A 17,555-nucleotide genomic window follows, 5' to 3' on the forward strand; every position below is an offset into this window, starting at 1 on the left:
TTGACCCGGCCAAATTCAGTGAGTGTCATACAATGAAATATATCAGTACCCGCGGGCAATCGCCTGCTTTGAGTTTTAGTGAGATTTTGCTGGGTGGCCTGGCTCCAGACGGCGGCTTGTATCTGCCTGAGCAGTATCCGCAATTCAGCGATGCTGACCTCAATGCCATGCGTGGCATGAGTTACCGTGAGCTGGCGTTTGCGGTTTTGTCACGCTTGGTTGATGACAGTGATATTCCACACGCAGATCTCAAAGCCATTATTGATAAAACCTATCGGGCTGAAGTCTATCAATATGCGCGTGCTGGCCAAAATGCCGAAGACATTACACCTACACTCAAGCTCGAGGATAATCTCTACCTGCTGAGTCTCTCAAATGGGCCAACGCTGGCGTTTAAAGACATGGCGATGCAGCTGCTGGGCAACCTGTTTGAATACGTGCTGGAAAAAACTGGCCAGACCACCAATATTTTGGGCGCAACGTCCGGTGATACAGGCTCAGCGGCCGAATACGCCATGCGTGGCAAAAAAGGCGTGCGTGTCTTCATGCTGTCGCCTTACCAGAAAATGAGCCGCTTCCAGACGGCGCAGATGTTCAGCCTGCAAGATAAAAACATCTTCAATATTGCGGTTAAAGGGGTATTTGATGATGCACAGGATATGGTCAAAGCCGTCTCAAATGATCATGCATTCAAGGCGCAATACAAAATCGGCGCAGTCAATTCCATTAACTGGGGGCGCATTGCAGCCCAAATTGTGTATTACTTCAAAGGCTATTTGGCTGTGACCACAAACAACAGCCAGAAGGTCAGCTTCACCGTGCCAAGTGGCAACTTCGGCAATGTCTGTGCAGGGCATATTGCGCGCATGATGGGCTTGCCTATTGATCAATTGATCGTTGCTACCAACGAAAATGATGTGCTGGACGAATTTTTCAATACCGGCGTTTATGCGCCGCGTGGTTCAGCCAAGACTTATCATACCTCCAGCCCGTCCATGGATATCAGCAAAGCCTCCAACTTTGAGCGCTTTGTCTATGACTTGGTGGGGCAAGACAGCGCAAGGGTACGCGAGCTGTGGACCGCTGTGGATCATGGGGGCAAGTTTGACCTGAATGCAGATGGTTATTTTGAGAAAGTGGCTGACTTTGGGTTTGTTTCAGGCCATAGTAACCATGCCAACCGGATGCAAGTCATACGCACTACCAAAGAAAAATATGGCGTGACTATTGATACGCATACTGCCGATGGCTTGAAAGTCGCTCTGGAACACCGTAAGCCAAATGTGCCCATGCTAGTATTGGAAACGGCATTGCCGGCCAAGTTTGAAGATGCCATCGTGGAAGCTCTAGGAGAAAAACCTGAGCGGCCAGCCAGCCTGCAAGGTCTGGAAGAGTTGCCGCAAACCTCGACCGTCATGGACGTCAGTGTCGATGCGATTAAAGCATTTATCGTCGCCAATACCTAAATTAGCGGGAGCCTGTCTATGCAACAGTATCATGATTTACTGAACCACGTACTTGCGCATGGTCATGTCAAAACTGACCGCACCGGTACAGGCACGATCTCGGTGTTTGGCTATCAGATGCGCTTTAACCTGGCAGAAGGTTTTCCATTATTAACGACCAAAAAGGTACACCTGAAGTCGATTATTCATGAGCTCCTCTGGTTTTTGCAAGGCAGTACCAATATTGCCTATCTCAAGGAACAAGGCGTCACCATTTGGGATGAGTGGGCAGACGAACAAGGCAATCTCGGCCCGGTCTATGGTTATCAATGGCGCAATTGGCCCAAGCCGGATGGCAGTCATATTGACCAGATTTCGCAGGTTATAGAGCAGATCAAAAAGACCCCTGACTCTCGTCGCTTAATTGTGTCTGCCTGGAATGTGGCCGATGTTGAGCGGATGAAGTTGCCGCCATGCCATGCTTTTTTCCAGTTTTATGTGGCAGATGGCAAACTGTCCTGCCAGCTCTATCAGCGAAGTGCGGATATTTTTCTATTTATCTACCGTAATGCTTTTGTACATTACATAAGTCTATTGAGATTTAAAGTATCAAAAATAAACACATTATTCTCGCTTACAGTTATTCCAAATTTAATCTGATCAATTTAAATCTGCTTTCTTTTCCATAGATATTCAAGCAGATGTCACTTCAAATCCCTGTATTTAATAGGGCCAGAATCTTCAAGTAGTTGCCTCATTCTTATGCTTCTCGTTCAAATCTTCCTTATCGCTTGAGGTCTCGGAGCACTTGACCTTTGCGGATACTGGATAGCGTATTTGAATCTACTTTTACCCGCGAACTGTTAAATGGCATAACACATGCCTGTAACGTTTAATTGAGTGAGACCTGTAAGAATAATTCTTCACAAGTCCTTCAAATAAACCAATTTAAACTTTAATTATGGTTTACAAGTTTTTTTTGTTGATATATTATTTTCTTATAATGTTGTCGCGATAAATAATAGTTAGCTATTTGATTTTGTAATACATAATCAATGTGTAGCAAAAGTAGAGGTGCAAATTGATACTCCATACTGCGGATTCCGTTTGCGAGAATGAATACCTGTTCTTTGATAATTTAGAGCGTGTAGTAGAGCTTCCTACAAATTTTCTGAATTCAATGGTGGGGTCTCCAAAATCAAGAAGTAGATGCACGTTAGACTTATATTCAAAACGGTTGAAAGACTTTTGTAGTTTTCTCGAGTCGCATAGAGTCTTTGGGCAGGTAACAGTGGACCAAGCAATCGTTGGATTAAATTTGACTATCATCGACGATTTTTATAAGCATTTAATAAATAAAGGGCTGGCAGCAAGCACTGTTAGAGGTTATGAATCTCTTATTAAGTCTTTTACAAATTGGCTGGCTAGCGAGAGCTCAGGGAAAGTACACAAGAAATCACTATATTGTAATTCTGGTTTTCGAACCTCAAATCCGTCAAAAGGAATACCTAGATATTTATTACCCAACGAAGTTATTCAATTATCAAAAGGAATGCGTTGGGAGATCCAAAGGCTTATCACACATTTTATTTTCGACACTGGAGTTCGCGTATCAGAAGTTCTTAGAGTCACTCAAGATGATATTCCAAATATGGAAAACTATCCTGAGACTGATGATTATTTTCCATTAAGGATAAAGGGTAGCAAGGGGCGAAATGGTGCGTACAAAATGAGAGATACAATCATTTCTAGACCACTCTTGGTCAGATTGAATCGCTACTTTAATTCAAAATCATACATGTTTGCTAATTATGTCCCAAATCCAAAACAAGCAAGACCAGCTTTTTTTAATGTATATGGAGAGGAGCTAACCATTAAAGCAATACAAAAATTTATGGATGATGCTGCTCACAGGGCAGGTCTAGGTAAGAAAGTGTCACCTCATAGACTAAGACACGGTACCGCAATATCTATACTGAAAGCAAAAGAAAGTGGAAGCTTTCTAGATAACCTTTTATATCTTCAGAAAATGCTCGGACACGCTAGCATTAAAACAACCGAAATCTATACTCAGATTCCAGTAGCCTTGCTACAAAAGCTAAGAGAAGCATCAAATAACCCTCTTATGATTAAAAGGATAGAAGAGTCGGAAAAAATCTTTAAGGAAACGTACATTAGAGCACGTGAATTACCACCCATAAAAAAAATTGGAGTGAAAGTTGAATAATAGCTCGAACATAACTCCTTTAGATATTGAAAAATTTGGGAAGCCACCTGCGGCTACTTCAGGTAATCCATATGCACAGATCATTTGGTTATTCGATAAAAGGGCAAGCAGAGCTGCTACAAAAGAAACCAGATCAACCTATATGGGAGCAAAAAGAAAATTATTGATTTACTTGAAGGAGCAGCATGGAAATAGGCCTTTCATTTTAAAAGAACATATTGATGAATTCTTTTTTGTCCGATTGAAAAAAGTTACTGACTTACATGGAAATGTAAAAAGTGACCTACCAAAGCTCGCGTCTCATACCTTAGTAAGTTTTCTGAGCGCGGTACGGCAAACTTTAAAGGAAGCATTTGCACAAGATTTGCTTTCATGTCATTCGATACTGAATGCAAATACAAAATCCGGCTTTAGAGAAACTAATGCTCATAAAGACTATTCGGATAAAGAGCTAGAACAAATATTGACAGCCGTAAATTCAGAAATGAGAGTTGTCCTACGAATCCTTGCCGGCTACACCTCCCTAAAGCCAGGCGAAGGGAAAGACCCGCGAATTAAGTCTGAAACTAACCCAAATGCGAGACTTAATGATCCTGGTCATGGCTGGAAAATTAAAGCCAATCTTCAATGGTATTTTGAAAATGTTATGAAGGGTAATGCCAGCTTTTTAAATCAGTCAGAGGATAGTTCAAAACACAAGAATTTTTACTTTCATGCCAGTAATACCCACGGAGGTATTCAGAATGTCTACCACAGCTGGGGCGTAACTCCATTTATAGGGAGAAATTTGATTATGCCTACGGTTGTGAATTTGATATACCTCACTGGATTAAATCCAGACTCTTTACTCAACCTGAGTCTAGATTCGTATGTTGATGAGCATCCATTAACAAACATGCCTTACATAAAGTTTGAAAAAAAACGCTCTGGAGGGGAAAAGGAGCTGCACCTCTCATTGTTAGATAGTTTGGATGAGCAACCTCTTAAAAGAAAGCAAGCTATTAATGTTAAGAAAGCTTTTGACACATTAGTTGCTTTAACACAAACCATGCGAGATGGATTGCAAGATGAATGCGAACTTAAAAATAGATTGATAATTTATGAGGCAGGGAGTCGAAAAAAGTATGGTGAGGTAATTGGGCTGAGTTCCGCACAAACTTCAAATTGGTGTAGAGAAATAGTTAATAAATATGATTTAAGAAATGATGATGGAGAACCGTTGGAGTTTAATTTGGTGAGATTTCGCTCAACTAAATTAACCAATATGGCTCTTTCGGGTCGTGACCTTTTTGAAATTCAGCAGGTTGCTCGCCACAAAAGTATTACAACTACTCTTATGTATATAAATAAGAACAGACTTGACATTCCAATTCGTAAAGTTGTGAGTGAGGCTTTGCAGAGAATTAGGGAGAATAGAGCTGACTATACAAACGAGTGCTCCACAAAGATAAGTACGGCTCCCGAATATCAACCAATCAAGATTTATAAGGGATTGGTTGCAGATTGTAAAAACACCTACGATCCACCTGACTCTGTAAAAAGATTGCAAGGGTATGTTCAAGGTTCCGCATGTACTAGATTCAATATGTGTCTTTTTTGTAAAAACGTGATCTTATTAAAAGAGCACCTCCCAGTGTTAGCAGCCTACCGAAGTCAACTCTTGGACTTACAGAACAACAATATTCAAAATCTACCAAATGCAGATCATTACGATAAAACTCTCGAGTTATTAGAGCAACTTTTCGATCCAGACGAAAGCGAGTTCGATTCTGATGTTCTTGAATGGGCTGTCGAAATGTCCGAGACGCTAGACGTTGTAATTGACCCTCTAATCTATCATGGAGTAACCCGTGATTGATAAAGCGAAGAAAATTGATATTAAATCCGTAATAGAGAATGACTTCAACTTTGACGAGGAGTTTTATGTTTCCAAGAAGTCTAAATTTCAGGACGACTTTTGGGATTTTTTTGATGAAAGCTTAACTAGACAAACATCAGTACCAATTTCTCGGCTTCAGATAAATTGGGAAAACTATAGATGTCATGTTTCTGGTGATTCAAATGAAGCCCGGTCAATTCCAGACCAGCTAATATATGAGTTGAAAATACTTACAGCGATAAGTTATCTTGTTGACAGTAGTCTAAAGGGAAAAGGATGGGTAAAGCCACAAACAGTTATTGTAATGGTCAAGATTCTGGCACGCTTTTTCTCAGCAGTTTATAAAGAAAGTTTAATTTCATTACGTTCTCAATCAGGAAGTCTGAGTCATATTTCATCAATAACGGATATTAGGCTTCATGACATTGCGGAGACTCTTAAATCATATTCCTTCAAAGATGGTAAGGCTTTAAAAAAGGGTTTAAAAGACCTTACAAGCCCAATCGTAACCAGATATTTGGGTAAAGGGGTGCTCTGGACTAATACTGATATTGAGGCGCTAGCTTTTAAGTATGAAACGCAGCGGACGGACTACAATCCGGTAATGCCAAATGATTTATTTAAATTCTTATCTAACCGTGCCTGTGGAGAGGTTAAAGGCTTTTTAAATTGGCTCAATATTGAAGCGGCTGATAATGGCCATGCTGAAATACCAAAACATAAAGTTCTTGAATGTTCTTCGGGTGGGAATTTGGTCTTTGAAGACTATACAAATATAAGGAAAATTGACCGAGAAATTTCAGCGGCTTTAAGCAAGAAGCGTCATTTTGGAACTATCAAATTGAGAGCAAAATTCAAAGAGGATCACGGAATATTACTTAGTGATGTATTAGATTACATTTACAAGGTCCAGCGGGCAGCTTATACCATAATCGGAATGTATACAGGGGCCAGGTATTCGGATTTGACCACCTTTCAAGTAGGCTGTATCAAGAAACATCATGGTATTTATGTGTTGCTGGGCACATTAGTTAAAAGCCAGGATGACCTGTCACCAGAAGAAAATGACATATGGCCAGCGATACCAATAATGCGAGATGCATTGCGATGTCTCGAAGAAATTTCAAGAGTGACATTCAATCCATATTTGATTTCTAGCAGAGAAACTGTACCAATTGGAGTAAAGCCAACACCTCTAAGCATTACCGGATTTGTTGGAAGTATGAATAATTATTTGCGGGAAATCGATACCACAGAAAGATGGCGAAGTTGGGTTATCAGTTCTCACCAACTTCGTCATAGTCTTGCGAACCAACTTGCTAGAGCTGATTTGGGTTTAATGTTTATTGCCCATCAATTGAAACATTTATATTCTGCATTGAATGCAATACCCCCGTCAGTTACTTTGATGTATGGGAATATTGCTGATATTTCTGCTCAAAGAGCGAGGCAGACGACTAACGCATACACCGAGATTGCTTCAAGCCTTTATGATCCCGATACGCCAGTTGCTGGAGGTGGGGCTGAGGAATTCAAACAAAGAAGAAGGGTATATTTTCAAGGCATGGCCGCTCAAGGCTGGTCCAAAGAAATGCTAATGGCTCAGCTTTCAAAACAAGGTATTCCTTTTGCTAGTGTCGGCACTGGCTATTGCGGAGGTCGTAGGGATCGTTTACTGAAAGACGGGACAAAAGAGACAAGTCCCTGCATTGGTTCGCTTCAATGTAATCCAGGAAAGTGTAGCCAAGCAATTATTACATCAACGCATGTGCCTCAGTGGAAGCGAATTTATGAGCAAAATATACAGATGGCTCATGATGATGCTTTCGCTCACGCTAAAGACGTTCATTTAACTGCTGCTTTAGAAGCTAAGATGGTTCTAGAAAGTCTCGGAGAAAAAGTTGAAAATAGTTAACAAATCAAGTCTTCCTCAGGCTCTTGAAGAAAAAAATCAAGCTGACTTTATTACGGTTACAAATAGGATTTCTGATGCTTTACAGAAAATATCCTCTAATCCTAAACTCAAACCTACACAGTCAGTGCTTGCTAGATTGTCCAAGGTTAGCAGAGGTACTCTAAATAATAGAGTTTGGCCTTTAGAAAAGCTTGAAGAGATCAAAAGCCAAAGAAAAGATTTAGTAAAACTCGTTGAGAGTGAGAAAGAAAGTACAATCCCACCTCTGCCGAGCCTAAGCTTAGAAGAGCGCCTGAATTGTAGCCGTGAGGAAGTTCGCGTTTGGAAAACAAAAGCAGATCAGTATGCCAAAGACAATGAGCACTTAAGACATCTTCTTGAAGTTCAGACTAGAAGAGTCAACTTATTGCAGTCTAACCTAGAGAATTCAAACGATCCTCTTTTAAAGAATGTAATTGAGTTTAATACAATAAAACCAATTTAGATTACTTGAATTTTATAATCGGTTTAAAAGTTAATTCGCTTTCAACTTTTAATCCTAAAGAGTCAACTAAAAAAGTATCTTCGTTAGCTAATTCATAGCGATATACTATATTTTCAATTCCTTCATGAAAATATTGTGCAAGTGATACTCCTCTTAATCTTGCCAAACTCCAATCGCTTGTATTATTCAAACAGTAAGGAATAACGACGTATGCTTTGTTTATCTCATTTCCTGAAGCAAAGTCAGTTAGCTTTATAAAATCTGCGATTAAATGAGTTTTAGAAAAACTGATATCTCCAGAAACACCTTCCTCCTCTCTCACCTCACAAAGAAACCAAGGGGAATAGTCAACAAGTTCAATACTGTTTTTTTGATAAAAAGAAAAAAACATAAATGCTATCCAAATAGTAAGTCATAGATCTGAATGGTATTTAGCTAGGTCCTCTTTAACTATGGAAATCAGATATTCAAACGAATGATTCACATCCATGTTTAGATAAGTCTGGACAATCAAACTGATAGGATGGACACCTACAACTTTGGCTATATCATCAATTTTCTCTAAAGTTGGAGAAACATGACCTTTCTCAATAGAACCTATATATGTACGACTAGTACCAAAGTCTCTATGTGTAATCCCGTTTGACTTTCTAAATCCCTTCAAAGTAATTCCGAACGCAATTTTGGTATCCATATGTACTCCAGGCTGATGCTGGGAGTATAGGATATTGCGAGTTTCTCAAAAGTAGCATTACACTATATATAGTGTCAACAAATAAAATAAATTTTCGAGGTATGAAGATGACGAATTTGAATGAAGAGAGTTTTGGAATTGATTTAATCCCTAAGAGTTTAGATGACGTAATCAGAAGAAATCGAGATCAGCTTAAATTGGAGAGAGTGTCACTAAATGATTTGGTACACTTAAACTCAAATCTGAAATTTACCTGTATTAATGGCGTTATCCAAGATGCCTTTTTTTACAAACGAGTGATATCGGCACATCCAATTGAACACGTTTTTTTAGTAGGATTTATTCAAAATGATGAAGGTAAAAATGCTTATCATACCTCTCCGATAAAGTATTTCGATAAGCAAAATAATGCAGTTCTGACGGCATCAGGATCGTATTATCTTATAGAGAGTTATCTAATAGGAGAGCCAAAATTAGATTTCCTTTTGCATATTTGCAGTGTGGCTCATCGAGATAACTGGGGAGCATTTTTTGGTGTGCTTGAAGTGTTCTATTAGAAGAGAATAAGCAAACTTATAAAATGCTTGAAAAGAACTACGTGGCCGTTCTATTATATCCTAGCCCGATATAAACAGTATTCGTATGCTCATGGGGCAAGGTGCATGTAGATCTACCTTTTGCTGGCAACTTCTCAAAGCCATCTTTGGGTTCAATTAGTAAATCTGACACTCTTTAATATTAAGCCTCAACCTTGGTTACACACCATACACATCAGCTGGATTGTTTGGCACTTCGTTTTCCGCGAGAAAATTGAGGTTACTGTTTAGGAAAACGGCAAACCAAACTTGAATGGAGTGGGTGTTGGCCCTAATTAACTGGGACCAATAACTCAAACTGTTTTTAGCTTGAAGCGCCCTTATCATCTACTGCAATTGCATCATGGTCTAATGAGTCATGCAGATGTCTAGCTGCTTCCACGTACGGCGTACACATACTTGAACGGAAGTCATACGCCACCAACAAAGAGCAAAATACATCATCATGGCTTAGCGCCAAGCTTTTATGTTGCCTTAAGTGACTTTCCGGGAAAGCAGATGAGTTTCCTGTCCAAACTATCAATGGCACTCTGGTTTGCTCTTTTGGCGCAATCATCACTGGAGCCGCGTGCAGATACATTCCATATTCACCAAGAGACTCTCCATGGTCTGCGATATACAACATTCCAACATCATAATTTTCTTCATAGGGTTTCAAGAATTTGATAACCTCTGACAAGAAATAATCCGTATAAAGAATTGCATTGTCGTAGGAGTTGTCTATCTCTTGTTTCGTACAGTCTTTAAGCTCTTTGGATTTACAAACCGGGCTAAATTTTTCAAAGCTAGCTGGGTATCTCCTGAAGTATTCTGGACCATGATTGCCCATTTGATGCAATACGATGAGGACGTCTTTATCGCCTTTGGATTGGATGTGCTTATCAAGACCGTCCAACATGCCAACGTCCCGACATTCTGGATCGCAAATTGGATTCAATGTGGTTGACTGGAAGTTTTGGTATTTAACTCTCAAAGCAACGCCTTTGGAGTCTGAGTTGTTGTCTCTCCACAAAACGTCAATGCCATTTCTGGCGAGCACATCAATGACATTCTCTTGATTTAATGCTGCCTGTTTATCGTAATTCTTCTTACCAAGAGAAGAAAACATACACGGCACTGAAACACTTGTAGAAGTCCCGCAAGAGGAAACGTTATCAAAACTGATCACATTGGCGTTTGCGAGGTTGGGATTGGTAATACGTTGATAACCATTCAGCGAGAACCTGTCAAACCGAGCTGTTTCGCCAACCACCATAATAATCAGCTTATGTTTATTACTGGTAGAGGTAGTCTTTACTGCGTCTCCAGCAATGGTTTTGAGCACTGTATTGCGTGCCTCATAGACCTTGGCTTCTTGACTCAAGTAGTTGTAGGCAGAGTAAATTGAGTAAGTCGGGTTTGCATAAAATCTGACAATTTTATGCTCTCTAATGAATGACGCGTAACCAGCAGTGAATGGTAAAACAACCATGATGGCTGTTAATCCAAGTGCGGAAATCGCTTTTAGTCTACCTTTAAGTTCTTGTTTGAGTGATGCACTCTTTGGAAAGAACTTTATGACCAAGTAGGCTGGAATCAAGCCAAGCGCAACGAATCTGAACAATAGCTCGAAGCTGAGCAATCCCTGCATTTCTTTGAGGTCAGTTTGCGCTACGTTATCCATCATTGTGTGATCAATAACCACACCAAAGCTATCCATAAAGTAAGCGTTAGTGGAAGCGACGATGATCAATGCGGCTAAAACCCATCTTGCTGGTCTGCCTATGCTTAGAATCTGAAAGACGATAGCGATTGTAGCAAAGAAGAAAATTACCAGAGAAACTAAGAATGGTAGGTTATGGAAACTTAACGGATAAGTTTTCAGCAGGTTTTGACAAAAGGAAAGGTTGCCAGTGACCATGATGAATAATGAAATCGCAAATATCCACCTGGTTTGTGTTTCTGGTACAGAAAAGTATTTTCCAATCCCTGTTTTGAAAGTACTTATGAGCATTGTATGTATCTTCTAATGATTATCGTTCCCAATAAGCAATTCGGATGCCATTTTTTAACCCATTGATTTTAAGTATTTATTCCATTTTTTATATTGCATATTATGCATTTTTTGCAGAAGGACGATCCTGAGACTGCAAACTCTGCAGATTTAACATCATTGAGGTAGAGACTCCACGCATTACCCCTCAATTGGATTCTCGTACATTTGGTTACACTGAAAAAATTGACTAATCAATAAGTTATTGTTAGATTTAAAAAAGCATGTATCAAATTTTCAGAAAGTTTATGGTTTTTCTTGCGCTGATCTCAGTGATGAGTTCATCAGTGTGGGCTTTTTCGCCAGAAGTTTTGTTTGATGATGCAACGACGTCTCAAGCCGTGATGCAAGATGTGCACTTGATTAATAAGTCGCATGTTAATTCCATTTCGGATAATGAGAATGTGCCAATGCCGGAGCAGTTCTGTAATCATGCTTGCCATATCTCTGCACATATGACGGCCATTGAAACCAGTGAAATTATTAATTCACTACCAGAATTAGATACAACGATTTTCAAAATCGAATCTAAAGATCAATTCACCAATCCTGTTCTGAAAAGTCTCTACCGACCTCCTGCGCTCGCTTAATCAATTTTTCTAAGATGCCGATTTATTCGGCGTCTTGATCATTGATCTAACGAGAGAGGTCTTACCGTGTTTGAATCATCTTTTAGAAGATGGCTATTGGTTTCAATAGCTTTCTTGTCAGCCCCATCTATACAGGCTGAACCATTAACACTGGACGCAGCTTGGAATATCGCTGCCCAGAACAACCCAGATCTGAAGCGCTTGATCGCCAACCAGAGTATTCCTGCCGGCGAATTCCAGGACGCATCCGGTCCACTTTATTACAACCCAACACTGAGTTTGGAAGCCAGAACGCGCCGAATTGCGCAAACAGGTGGTTCAGACCCATATCGCGGCGAGTATGGTATTGGTGTTTCACAAACCTTTGAGATTGCAGGCCAACAAGGCTTCCGTAGACAAGCGGCCGAAGAAAGCAAAACGGCCATTAGTCAGGATATCGCTGAAGAGTACCGGCTCTTGCATGCACAATTAGAAGAGCAGTTCATTAACGTGCTTGCCGTACAAAAGCGTATAGACGTTGAAAAGCGCATTCTCAAACTCATCGAGCAGAACACCTCACTCTCACGTAAGCGAGTTAGTGCCGGCGAGGATAGTTTGCTTGATGGCAATCTGGCCATCGTGGACGCAGAACGTGCAAGAAATCAGCTAATCTCCCTCAATGAGCAACTATTGCGTGCCAGAACTCAACTGGCTGCAACACTACAGCTTAATGCAAATGACTTTCCTGAAGTCATGGGCGAGTTAACGCCAAATCAAACGCAATATACGCTGCAAGATCTTTTCAATAAGCTAGATACACGGCCAGGCATCCAGGCACTTACCAGTAAAGAGGCTTCTGCACGTTCTCGTTTAGAACTGCAAAAGAGCATGCGTTACCCAGACTTAACAGTCAGTCTGATCAATACGACCGAGGCCAGCCTGGCAGGTAGCGACAATATCTCTTCCATTGGTGTATCTATGCCTTTGCCTATTTTCCGCCGAAATGCAGCAGGTATTGGTCGGGCGTCGGCTGAACTCACTCAATCTGAAATCAATCGTGCCTCTGGCACTCGTAATGCAAAAGCGACTGTAGAGGCGGCATGGCTGCGGCGTGAAAACATCAAAGACCGTGTCAGACGTTTGGATAGCGAGGTATATCCAAAGCTCGAAGAGAATCTGAATCTATCTAAATTAGCGTTTGAAAACGGTGAAATTGGTCTGCCTCAGTTGTTAATTGTTCAAAGACAAGTTGTTGATGCACAGCGGGACATTATTGACGCTCAGAGGGAGCTTCGTCTTGTGCAGATTGAACTGGAATATATCTCTGGCTGGTTATCCCCTATCGCTGCGGCCAATCAAAACTAGGAAATAAAAATGCTAAAGTTCTTCAAAAATTTATACGTCGTAGCGCTGGCATGCTCAGTCATCATTTTCTTTATACTTTTAAGCGGGTGCAGCTCGAAAAGCAACCAAGCTGAAGGAGCAAAAACAGAACCTTCAACAGTTGCCACAGAGGCCAAGACTGACGAAGACTTAATCAAACTGAGCAACTCAGAGATTCAGCAAAGCGGTGTCACTATTGCTAAAGTCACCAAACAACCCATACAGGATCAACTCAGTTTTACGGCTAATATTCTGGCCAATCAGAACAAGCTGGCGCACGTGACGCCCCGTATTGAAGGCAAGCTGTCTAAAGTCATTGCCAATCTTGGGGATCATGTCAAAACAGGCCAGACTCTGGCTGAAATTGACAGTATCCAGATGGGTGAAGCGCGTGCCCAATTCAGAAGCTCTAAAACTGATCTAGCGCTCGCCCAAGCAAACTTCGACCGTATATCCAAGCTGTATGAGGATAAGGTTGTTCCACAAAAGCAATTTATCGAATCACAGTCAGCATTGGAGCGAGCTAAATCGGCACTTTATGCAGATTCCGAAAGATTGAGAATGTATGGCGGGCTGGGGCAGCCGAGTGGTTCTACTTACGTCTTGAAAGCACCATTCAACGGCATTGTGATTGAGAAAAATGCGGTCATTGGTGAGTTGGCTAATCCAGCAGATACTATCTTCACGATTGCCGATATGTCCACTGTCTGGATTGATGCTGATGTCCCCGAGCGAGACTTGCAATATCTTGAGGTTGGCAAAACAGCGAGTGTAACCGTGACCGCTTATCCTGATGAGGTCTTTACCGGTAAAGTAAGTTATCTATCCAGTGTCGTAGACAAAACCACGCGTACGGTGAAGGCACGTATCGAGCTCCCAAATGCAGATCAAAAACTCCGCATTGATATGTTCGCCAAAGTTGTTCTGAATCATTCTGGTACCAAGGAAGTTCTGGTCGCGCCTAATACTTCCGTTGTGATGGTCCAGGGCATACCCAATGTTTACGTTAGCGTGGAAGGTGGTTTCAAAGCAAGGGCGGTCGAACTTGGTGCTCGATATAACGAGTACGTCGAAATTAAGACAGGGCTGACTGAGGATGAAAGTATCGTTCAGACCGGTGTATACGCACTTAAAGCTCGGCAACTCAAATCACAAATCAGTGATGAGCACTAGGAGAACAGCATGTTGAATTGGATATTAGATGCTGCTCTTAAATACAAGCTGCTGGTCATTCTGGCATTTGTGGTCGTGGTTTTTTTCGGTGCAAAGGCATGGCAGGAAGTCCCTTTAGATGCTTTCCCGGATGTGACCCCTGTACAGGTAAACGTATATACAGAATCTCCCGGTCTTGCTTCTGAAGATGTTGAAAAACTCATTACCTTCCCGGTAGAGAGTTCACTGGCAGGCCTCAAAGGCATTGAGGAAATTCGTTCAGTGTCATTGTTTGGATTGTCGTATGTCAGTGTGTATTTTTCTGACACCACAGATATCCAACAGGCACGTTTCTTGGTGGGTGAGAAACTTGCTGACGCCCGCTCCAGAATGCCGGCAGGATATGGCGAACCAACGCTAGGACCTAACACTTCTGGGCTAGGCCAGGTACTTTGGTACACCTTGAAGTCTGACAAGCAATCCACCATGGATCTGCGCACATTGCATGACTGGAATGTGCGTATGGTGATGCGGACCGTCCCTGGCGTAGATGACATCACTTCCTGGGGTGGTAATGAAAAGCAATTTCAGGTGCAAATTGATCCGCAAAAGCTATTCAAATATGGCCTGACATTTTCTGAAGTCATTGAGCGCTTAGTCGCTAATAACCATCAAGTCGGAGGACAGTATGTCAACATAGGCCAAGAGCAGTTCTTGGTTCGAGGTTTAGGGCTCGTGAAGAATAGCCGTGACATTCAGCGTATTGTTGTCTCTGAAAATCAAGGGACCCCAGTCTATGTAGAAAATATTGCCAAAGTCGTTGAAGGCGCAGGCCCTCGTTTCGGTGCTGTCACGCAAGATGGCAAAGAGGTCGTGATGGGAATGGTGCTTGCCAGGATTGGTGAGAATGCTCAACAAGTTGTTGACGCCGCTAAAGAGAAGCTGAATCTGGTTAAGGCCACCTTGCCTAAAGGCGTGACGCTGGAAACGGTTTATGATCGCACCGCGATTATCGACAAAGCCATTCGTATGGCAGACCGTGCCATGATTGAAGGCGCATTACTAGTGATTGCCGTGTTATTCATGCTGCTTGGCGAAGTCCGCTCCGCTCTGGTCGTGGTTGTCGCCATTCCTATGGGTCGTCTGATTGCTTTTATCTTTATGGAGAAATATGGCATCTCAGCAAATTTGATGTCATTAGGCGGCCTCATCATTGGCTTGGGTATGACCATTGATGGGCCGTTAGTACTTGTTGAGAATTGCTTCAGGCGCCTGGCGCACTTCGCTGGTCAGAAGGTGGATAGATCCAGAATCGTACTGGATGCTTCACGTGAGGTGATCAATCCCATCACTTTCGGTGTACTGATCATTACCGTTGTTTTCCTGCCTATATTTTCCTTGACTGGCTTGGAAGGGAAGCTGTTTAAGCCGCTCGCCATCAATATGACTTTCGCCATGATTGGCTCAATGATTCTGACGCTTACACTGATCCCGGTGTTGTGCTCTCTGGCATTGAAACCAAAAGAGGAGAGAGACCCTTGGCTGATACGCTTGATAAAGCCGAAGTATGTCTCACTGTTAAAGTGGTGTTTGTCACATAAAAAATTAGTCGTCGGCTCAACTGGTATTGCCTTCATAGCCGCGTTAGCGATGTTTCCATTCTTGGGTAAAGAGTTTATGCCTAACCTACAGGAGCAAGACATCCTTTTTAGAGTGACAGGTATTCCTTCCACATCGCTTGAGCAGTCTATTTCGGTCTCTGACCGTGTGGCCAAAAGCCTGAAGAAAATGCCTCAGGTGCAAAGCAGCCTGGCGATGATTGGGCGTGCCGAGAAAGGTGAAACCGCTGATGTGAACTACATGGAAATTCTGGTGCATTTAAAACCTGTAGACGCATGGCCAGAACAAATCACTTATGGCGATCTCGCACAGCAGCTCCAGGAGCAAGTTGAGAAAGATGTACCTGAAGCTGTCATTTCAGCATCACAACCTATCCAGTCGCGTGTAGAAGAGCTGATTTCAGGGGTAAGGGCGACATTATCAGCTAAAGTCTATGGCGAAGATCTTGCAACCATTGATCGCATCGCTAACCAAGTAAGAGCAGTGGTCTCCAAGGTTAACGGCGTCACTGATTTGGCTTTGGAGGCCAATATAGGCAAACCTCAACTCATTATTAATGTTGATCGTGAGGCCATTGCTCGTTATGGCATCAATGCTGATGACGTACTCCAGGTCGTGCAATCCGGGATTGGTGGCAAGCCAGTCTCTACCTTGATTGATGGTGTTAAACGATTTGCCATACAAGTATGGCTGCAGCCTGAGTATCGCAGCGATATCAGAGCGATTAACGATATTCCTATCTCTACAGCTCAAGGTGCATTGATTCCGCTGTCGCAAGTAGCAAGTGTCGATGTGGAGGAAGGCTACTCATTCGTCAGGCGTGAGCAATTGCAACGTTACGCCGTCATCCAAATGGATGTTCAAGGGCGTGATATTGATGGTTTCGTTAAAGAAGCCCAGGTCGCGATCGAACAGCAAGTAAAACTGCCAAGTGGATACTGGATTCAATGGGGCGGTGCATTTGAGAACCAGCAAAGAGCCATGACTAAGCTGGCAATTATTGTGCCGCTCACGATTGGCTTGATATTCGTGCTGCTATATACAGCCTTCCATTCACTCCGTTATGCCGGGCTGATTATTGCCAACGTACCTTTTGCAGCTATCGGCGGAATTTTCTCGCTGGCGATTGCCGGGCAGTACCTTTCAGTGCCTGCGGCGATTGGATTCATCGCCGTATTCGGGGTTGCCATGCTGAACGGTATTGTTTTGGTGGAGTTTATCAACGGGTTGCGTGAAGAAGGTAAAACCGTAGATGAAGCTGTACTGGAAGGTACAACCCTCCGACTAAGGCCGGTGATGATGACAGCGATGGTTGAGATTTTCGGTCTAATTCCATTCCTACTGGCAACCGGTGTGGGCTCAGAAATCCTCAGACCACTTGCTGTTGTAGTCATCGGAGGTCTGTTAACAGCCACTGCATTAACTCTGGTTTTCCTGCCAGTTGCATACGACTGGATGGAAACAAGAAGGGAGCTCAACGAAGCCAAAATCACCAATTGATTTGGAGTTTTGGTTAATCAATCGCTTGTGCCAGGTTGCCGTTTGGGCAGCCTGGTAAT

General features: G+C 42.2%; 13 protein-coding genes and 1 pseudogene. 11 read left to right on the forward strand and 3 right to left on the reverse strand.

Going from position 1 to position 17,555, the window contains the following annotated elements; translation table 11 throughout:
- The first annotated feature begins 32 nt into the window (after positions 1 to 32).
- From thrC to ACFQ1T_RS09245, 6 genes and pseudogenes are all read left to right on the forward strand, one after another.
- Positions 33 to 1,466 (forward strand): threonine synthase, encoded by a 1,434-nt coding sequence (gene thrC, locus ACFQ1T_RS09220; protein WP_379075900.1) that lies wholly within the window; start codon positions 33 to 35, stop codon positions 1,464 to 1,466.
- A gap of 18 nt (positions 1,467 to 1,484) precedes the next feature.
- Positions 1,485 to 2,063, forward strand: a pseudogene (locus tag ACFQ1T_RS09225) (thymidylate synthase); the annotation flags it as partial.
- A 673-nt stretch (positions 2,064 to 2,736) separates the two neighbouring features.
- Positions 2,737 to 3,672, forward strand: a complete 936-nt coding sequence (locus ACFQ1T_RS09230; RefSeq protein WP_194753411.1) for a tyrosine-type recombinase/integrase — start codon at positions 2,737 to 2,739, stop codon at positions 3,670 to 3,672.
- Positions 3,665 to 5,530, forward strand: coding sequence for a site-specific integrase (locus tag ACFQ1T_RS09235; protein ID WP_194753412.1), 1,866 nt, complete (start codon positions 3,665 to 3,667; stop codon positions 5,528 to 5,530). The genes ACFQ1T_RS09230 and ACFQ1T_RS09235 overlap by 8 nt, the downstream gene beginning before the upstream one ends.
- Positions 5,523 to 7,466 carry a tyrosine-type recombinase/integrase gene (locus ACFQ1T_RS09240; protein ID WP_194753413.1) on the forward strand — a complete coding sequence of 648 codons (1,944 nt, stop codon included), beginning with the start codon at positions 5,523 to 5,525 and terminating at the stop codon, positions 7,464 to 7,466. Before ACFQ1T_RS09235 ends, ACFQ1T_RS09240 begins: the two co-directional genes overlap by 8 nt.
- Positions 7,453 to 7,950: a hypothetical protein gene (locus ACFQ1T_RS09245; RefSeq protein ID WP_194741762.1), complete on the forward strand. Its 498-nt coding sequence runs from the start codon at positions 7,453 to 7,455 to the stop codon at positions 7,948 to 7,950. The genes ACFQ1T_RS09240 and ACFQ1T_RS09245 overlap by 14 nt, the downstream gene beginning before the upstream one ends.
- 1 nt (position 7,951) lies before the next feature.
- Here ACFQ1T_RS09245 and ACFQ1T_RS09250 read toward each other — a convergent pair whose 3' ends face one another.
- Positions 7,952 to 8,341, reverse strand: coding sequence for a hypothetical protein (locus ACFQ1T_RS09250; protein WP_194753414.1), 390 nt, complete (start codon positions 8,339 to 8,341; stop codon positions 7,952 to 7,954).
- A gap of 21 nt (positions 8,342 to 8,362) precedes the next feature.
- The gene (locus tag ACFQ1T_RS09255) at positions 8,363 to 8,644 is read right to left on the reverse strand and encodes a helix-turn-helix domain-containing protein (protein WP_194741764.1); all 282 of its coding nucleotides are present in this window, start codon (positions 8,642 to 8,644) and stop codon (positions 8,363 to 8,365) included.
- A 107-nt stretch (positions 8,645 to 8,751) separates the two neighbouring features.
- Between ACFQ1T_RS09255 and ACFQ1T_RS09260 the strand changes: the two genes are divergently transcribed.
- Positions 8,752 to 9,201, forward strand: coding sequence for a hypothetical protein (locus ACFQ1T_RS09260; protein ID WP_194741765.1), 450 nt, complete (start codon positions 8,752 to 8,754; stop codon positions 9,199 to 9,201).
- A 343-nt stretch (positions 9,202 to 9,544) separates the two neighbouring features.
- Here ACFQ1T_RS09260 and ACFQ1T_RS09265 read toward each other — a convergent pair whose 3' ends face one another.
- On the reverse strand, positions 9,545 to 11,233 hold the full coding sequence (locus tag ACFQ1T_RS09265) for a phosphoethanolamine transferase (RefSeq protein WP_194753415.1): 1,689 nt from the start codon (positions 11,231 to 11,233) through the stop codon (positions 9,545 to 9,547).
- Between the two features lie 263 nt (positions 11,234 to 11,496).
- On the opposite strand from ACFQ1T_RS09265, the gene ACFQ1T_RS09270 reads away from it, so the two are divergent.
- The 4 genes from ACFQ1T_RS09270 to ACFQ1T_RS09285 all read left to right on the forward strand — a co-directional run bounded on the left by ACFQ1T_RS09270 (position 11,497) and on the right by ACFQ1T_RS09285 (position 17,496).
- Positions 11,497 to 11,862, forward strand: a complete 366-nt coding sequence (locus ACFQ1T_RS09270) for a hypothetical protein (protein ID WP_194753416.1) — start codon at positions 11,497 to 11,499, stop codon at positions 11,860 to 11,862.
- A gap of 66 nt (positions 11,863 to 11,928) precedes the next feature.
- Positions 11,929 to 13,206 carry a TolC family protein gene (locus tag ACFQ1T_RS09275; RefSeq protein ID WP_368667977.1) on the forward strand — a complete coding sequence of 426 codons (1,278 nt, stop codon included), beginning with the start codon at positions 11,929 to 11,931 and terminating at the stop codon, positions 13,204 to 13,206.
- A gap of 9 nt (positions 13,207 to 13,215) precedes the next feature.
- Complete coding sequence (locus ACFQ1T_RS09280) at positions 13,216 to 14,397, forward strand: efflux RND transporter periplasmic adaptor subunit (protein ID WP_194741767.1); 1,182 nt, start codon at positions 13,216 to 13,218, stop codon at positions 14,395 to 14,397.
- 9 nt (positions 14,398 to 14,406) lie between these two features.
- Positions 14,407 to 17,496: an efflux RND transporter permease subunit gene (locus tag ACFQ1T_RS09285; protein ID WP_194753417.1), complete on the forward strand. Its 3,090-nt coding sequence runs from the start codon at positions 14,407 to 14,409 to the stop codon at positions 17,494 to 17,496.
- Positions 17,497 to 17,555 lie beyond the last annotated feature (59 nt).

The sequence above is a fragment of the Methylophilus glucosoxydans genome, from assembly GCF_042676145.1.
Classification (GTDB): domain Bacteria; phylum Pseudomonadota; class Gammaproteobacteria; order Burkholderiales; family Methylophilaceae; genus Methylophilus; species Methylophilus glucosoxydans.

Bases quoted from the DNA above. Each gene is read 5' to 3' on its own strand.
- thrC (WP_379075900.1), top strand. From the start codon at position 33: ATGAAATATATCAGTACCCGCGGGCAATCGCCTGCTTTGAGTTTTAGT.
- ACFQ1T_RS09285 (WP_194753417.1), top strand. From the start codon at position 14,407: ATGTTGAATTGGATATTAGATGCTGCTCTTAAATACAAGCTGCTGGTC.
- ACFQ1T_RS09250 (WP_194753414.1), bottom strand. From the start codon at position 8,341: ATGTTTTTTTCTTTTTATCAAAAAAACAGTATTGAACTTGTTGACTAT.
- ACFQ1T_RS09255 (WP_194741764.1), bottom strand. From the start codon at position 8,644: ATGGATACCAAAATTGCGTTCGGAATTACTTTGAAGGGATTTAGAAAG.
- ACFQ1T_RS09280 (WP_194741767.1), top strand. From the start codon at position 13,216: ATGCTAAAGTTCTTCAAAAATTTATACGTCGTAGCGCTGGCATGCTCA.
- ACFQ1T_RS09260 (WP_194741765.1), top strand. From the start codon at position 8,752: ATGACGAATTTGAATGAAGAGAGTTTTGGAATTGATTTAATCCCTAAG.
- ACFQ1T_RS09270 (WP_194753416.1), top strand. From the start codon at position 11,497: ATGTATCAAATTTTCAGAAAGTTTATGGTTTTTCTTGCGCTGATCTCA.
- ACFQ1T_RS09265 (WP_194753415.1), bottom strand. From the start codon at position 11,233: ATGCTCATAAGTACTTTCAAAACAGGGATTGGAAAATACTTTTCTGTA.